Source organism: Terrisporobacter muris, from assembly GCF_024621905.1.
In the GTDB taxonomy this organism is placed as follows: Bacteria; Bacillota; Clostridia; order Peptostreptococcales; family Peptostreptococcaceae; genus Terrisporobacter; species Terrisporobacter muris.
This window is the reverse complement of sequence record NZ_JANKBY010000321.1, coordinates 1-4,091: the sequence shown is the minus strand read 5'-3', so window position 1 is coordinate 4,091 and position 4,091 is coordinate 1. Positions and strand designations below refer to the sequence as shown.

Annotated in this window: 6 protein-coding genes; 2 read left to right on the top strand and 4 right to left on the bottom strand. The window is 26.3% G+C overall.

What is annotated here, in order from left to right:
* Window positions 1–51 precede the first annotated feature (51 nt).
* Window positions 52–489, top strand: a complete 438-nt coding sequence (locus NSA58_RS16970) for a hypothetical protein (RefSeq protein WP_039679734.1) — start codon at window positions 52–54, stop codon at window positions 487–489.
* Window positions 490–554: 65 nt separating this feature from the next.
* Window positions 555–869: a DUF1540 domain-containing protein gene (locus NSA58_RS16965; RefSeq protein WP_039679735.1), complete on the top strand. Its 315-nt coding sequence runs from the start codon at window positions 555–557 to the stop codon at window positions 867–869.
* Between the two features lie 54 nt (window positions 870–923).
* Here the strand turns inward: NSA58_RS16965 and NSA58_RS16960 are convergent, their stop codons facing one another.
* From NSA58_RS16960 to NSA58_RS16945, 4 genes are all read right to left on the bottom strand, one after another.
* Window positions 924–1,610, bottom strand: coding sequence for a YczE/YyaS/YitT family protein (locus NSA58_RS16960; protein ID WP_039679736.1), 687 nt, complete (start codon window positions 1,608–1,610; stop codon window positions 924–926).
* Window positions 1,611–1,941: 331 nt separating this feature from the next.
* Window positions 1,942–2,358, bottom strand: coding sequence for a DUF3785 family protein (locus NSA58_RS16955; protein WP_039679737.1), 417 nt, complete (start codon window positions 2,356–2,358; stop codon window positions 1,942–1,944).
* A gap of 129 nt (window positions 2,359–2,487) precedes the next feature.
* On the bottom strand, window positions 2,488–3,228 hold the full coding sequence (locus NSA58_RS16950; protein ID WP_257560721.1) for a transglycosylase domain-containing protein: 741 nt from the start codon (window positions 3,226–3,228) through the stop codon (window positions 2,488–2,490).
* 329 nt (window positions 3,229–3,557) lie between these two features.
* Window positions 3,558–4,034 carry a DUF4352 domain-containing protein gene (locus tag NSA58_RS16945; protein ID WP_039679739.1) on the bottom strand — a complete coding sequence of 159 codons (477 nt, stop codon included), beginning with the start codon at window positions 4,032–4,034 and terminating at the stop codon, window positions 3,558–3,560.
* Window positions 4,035–4,091 lie beyond the last annotated feature (57 nt).

Genomic DNA, 4,091 nt, shown 5'->3' with positions numbered 1-4,091 from the left:
GATCTGTATTATATATAAAAATTTACTCCTTGATAAAATTGGAGGGATACTATGAAAAAGGATAATGAAGTTTTAGAGGATAAATTACCAAGAAACTGTTGTACCTTCTGCTCTCATTTAAGTTTGGAAGGACCTGATGAAAATTTTAGATACTATATAAAATGTATAATTAATAATAAAATACCAAATCCAAGTGACTGTTGTAAATTTTTCGATCAAGAACATACAAATCTAACAACTTGTGATTTAGATTATTTATATTTAGACTTTCTAGAAACCAGCCTTAGAATTAAGTATGAAGATTATCTTAATTCTTTGTATTGGCAATTATTTAAAGAAAATACTTTAAAAAAACACAATTATGCTTGCTCCAACTGTAACTCTATAGATGATGTGGATGTATACCATATAAATAAAAAATTAGGGCGCGAGACTGATGAAGATGTAGTTGTATTATGCAGTAAATGTCTTCCAAATAATAAAAAGTAATTGTATAAAATAATACAACTTACATATATTATTTTTAATATAGTTTGTAAAGGAGGTCTAAAAAATTGGATACTAGTTTAAGATGTGATGCAACAAGGTGTATACATAACAATAGCAATTATTGTTATGCAGGAAGAATAAGTATTGATGGAAGTCTTGCTGATGACATTGATGATACTTACTGTTCTACTTTTAAGGAAAAGGACTATCAGCAATTTACTAGTTCTATTTATGGAGAAAATAAGTTAGATCCTACCACTATACAAAATATAAAATGTGACGCAATAAAATGCTCACATAATGTTAATAAGTATTGTACAGCTAGTAAAATCAAAATAAATAGTGGAAATGCCAGCTGCGATATGTTTGTTGAGAAATAAATATTTAATATAGAAATTTTCAAATAAAAAAGAAGCTAATATTAGCTTCTCTTTTTATTCTTCATCAATTTCCGCACAAGTTTCTACTTGAATATTTTCTTTATTTTTTAAAGATTTAATACTTTCAATAACACTTTCATGAGTTAGTGACTTAGAATCAATATGACTGATTTTAAAAGCAATTTGTATGGCGTATCCTAATCCAAATCCACTTATTATTGTTCCAATTCCCACACTTCCTCCTAAGAACCAACCTACTGTTAATGCTGTTAATTCTATAATTGTTCTTATTGCGCCTACAGATTTTGATGATCGTTTATTTATAGCTAACATCAATCCATCCCTAGGACCACTACCAAGCGCTGGTTTTAAATATAATACAGTTGCTATAGCAGCTAAAATTATTCCTATTAACATCATAATAATCCCTGTAAATAAATTATTTGCATAAGGTACTATATTAAGTCCTTCAAATACATCTAAAAAAGTACCTATAAGTAATACATTGCCTAATGTAGCAAATCCAATTCCTTCTCCCATAAATGCATCAATTATTATAATTATAATTCCTACTCCTATAGATATTTGACCCATAGTAAAACCTGTTTTTAGAGAAATACCTTGATGAAGTACATCCCATGGACTAAGGCCAATATTCGCGTGTATCATTACTACTATAGCTAGACCATACACTATAAATCCTAGTAATAATCTGGTTACAACTCTAATTATTTTATTCATAATATATTCCCCTCTCCTCAAATTAATCATAACAAATAAATGTAACATTAGTAACTTAATTTAAAAATTAAATATAAAAATTCGCTTCTCTTGAGCGACATGTCTGCGAATCATTTCTTTACCACTTCAACCCACTGTGTAGGCGACATGTAATTTTAAGCCACATCGTGGGCGCTCCACTTTAGGTAACAACTTTCTAAAAGGCTCTTTTTTTACAATTCTATACTCTTTGATATTTTTTATTCCATAACTTATCAACAAATATAATAGTATCAGTGTACTTGTAATAAAAAAAGACATATCATAAGATATGTCCAGAATGTATGTTTTATTACACTTCACAATTCTCTATTTGTATTATGTAATCATTGCAATGTTTACATATAATGGTACTTACTATATAACTATCATCTACAAGATTTGCTCTAGATAATTTGTTAAATGATTTCCCTTTATAATCTTTATCAATAGTACTTATTACATATTTTCCATCCTTAGTATAAATATAAAAATGATATTCTAAAAATGGGAAGAATTTTTCTTTTTCTTTTATGCCTTTTAAACACTTTGGACATGCTTCTATATAAAACTCTTCATCAAATATTATTTCTTCTGGAGAGTTATTTAATAATTCTATAATCATATCCCTATCAATATTTTTAACTGGCTTTTCATCATCATTGATTAATTCATCAAAATTTTCATCATTTAATATGTATTCTTTTTCATCAAAAGTAAATTTAAACATTTGGTCACCTCTTTTATTTTCTAAACTTAAAATAACATTAATCTTATTATAATATGAAATAATTAAATATCAAGGCTATATACTAAAAAATACCAACAAGTTTTACTTATTGGCATTTTAATTATTTGTTTATTCAATTTCAGATTTAAAAGGTGTCGGATCACTAATAGCTTCTCTATACTCATCATGAGTTATATAACCTTGGTCATACATATGCTTTAGAACTACCTTTTGTCTTCTTTTGGCCTCATCATGTTGCATATATTTAGCAGGATTATTTGTAATTCCTGCTAACATGGCACATTCACTTAAATTTAAATCTCTAACATCCTTACCAAAATAAGTTTTAGCTGCATCAGCCACACCATAACTTGCTTTACCAAAGTATATATTATTTAAGTAAGCTCCTAAAATTTCATCTTTTGTCATTATCTTATTCATCTGCATAGCATTATACATATCTCTAATTTTACGTTTCATAGTTTTATCTTCGCTGGTTAACAAGTTTTTCGATACTTGCATATCTATAGTACTTCCACCTTGTGTTGATTCTGATAAAATATTATTTACAACAGATCTAACTAAAGATTTATAGTCAACTCCCTTATGTTTATAAAATCTCTTATCTTCTGTTGCAACAATAGCATGTTTTAAATTATCTGGTATTTCATTGATTGGCACTATATTTTGAGATACATAACTATTGTAAATTAAATCTTTGGTAACATCAGGAGCTCCTTTAAGTGATACTGCTATCAACACAGAAGCGAATATACTTCCTACAAATGTTAACATTAGTAAAATAGTTAAGCATTTTTTAGTTATACTATATGCTTGTCGTCTTTTTTTATCTCTTTTTTTGTAAAACAATTCTTTTTCTAGCTCAAAATCTTCATCTATTTCGTTTCTATTAATTCTATTAATTTCTTGTTTATTTTCAGGATTAACTATATTTTCTTGTTTATGAATTTTATTTGAATTACTAGAACTAATTTTTTTCTTCTTATCTTATTATCACTACTATCATAATAACTCATATATACCTCCTTACTTGTTAAATTAATTATACATTGTAAATTAAAATAAATCAAAGTACAAAATTGTAATATTACGTCATGTCGAATGTAAGGTATAAATGATAAATATGTTGAAAAATATCTATATTAAAAGAATTCTATAAGCTACTTGTAATAAATATATTAAATATTTAGTACTTTTATAGTTTTCTCTTTTTTAATATCACTTAAGTTCTCAAAAACTAGTTTAAGTGGTGTATTTTTTTCTTCCAATGCTACTCCTATCTTTATTTGTTTGCGTTCTCCACTTTCTAAAGTTCCCACAAATCCTAAGCATTTATTTTGCGTTTGTATGAATGTTTGTAGTTTTTTATCGCCTTGATAAATAGAATAATTTATATTGGACAACTCTACACAATCTAATCCTGTATTAGTTATATCCATAGTAATAATAGAGTACACTTCATATATTTCATCTAAACTTATAGTACTATTTATTGTTTCCATATCCGTAATTTCTATTTCAATATCTTTATCATTAATATTATTTATATGAAGTACATTTTGGAAATCATTATTCTTATTAAAACAATAAGATGTATTATTATAAATGCATAATGTAAATAATATAATTAAGCAAATTGTAAACTCTTTTTTCATGATACTCCTCCTTGTTAAAGATATTTTAGCCAAAAAATAGAAATATATTAATGAAGA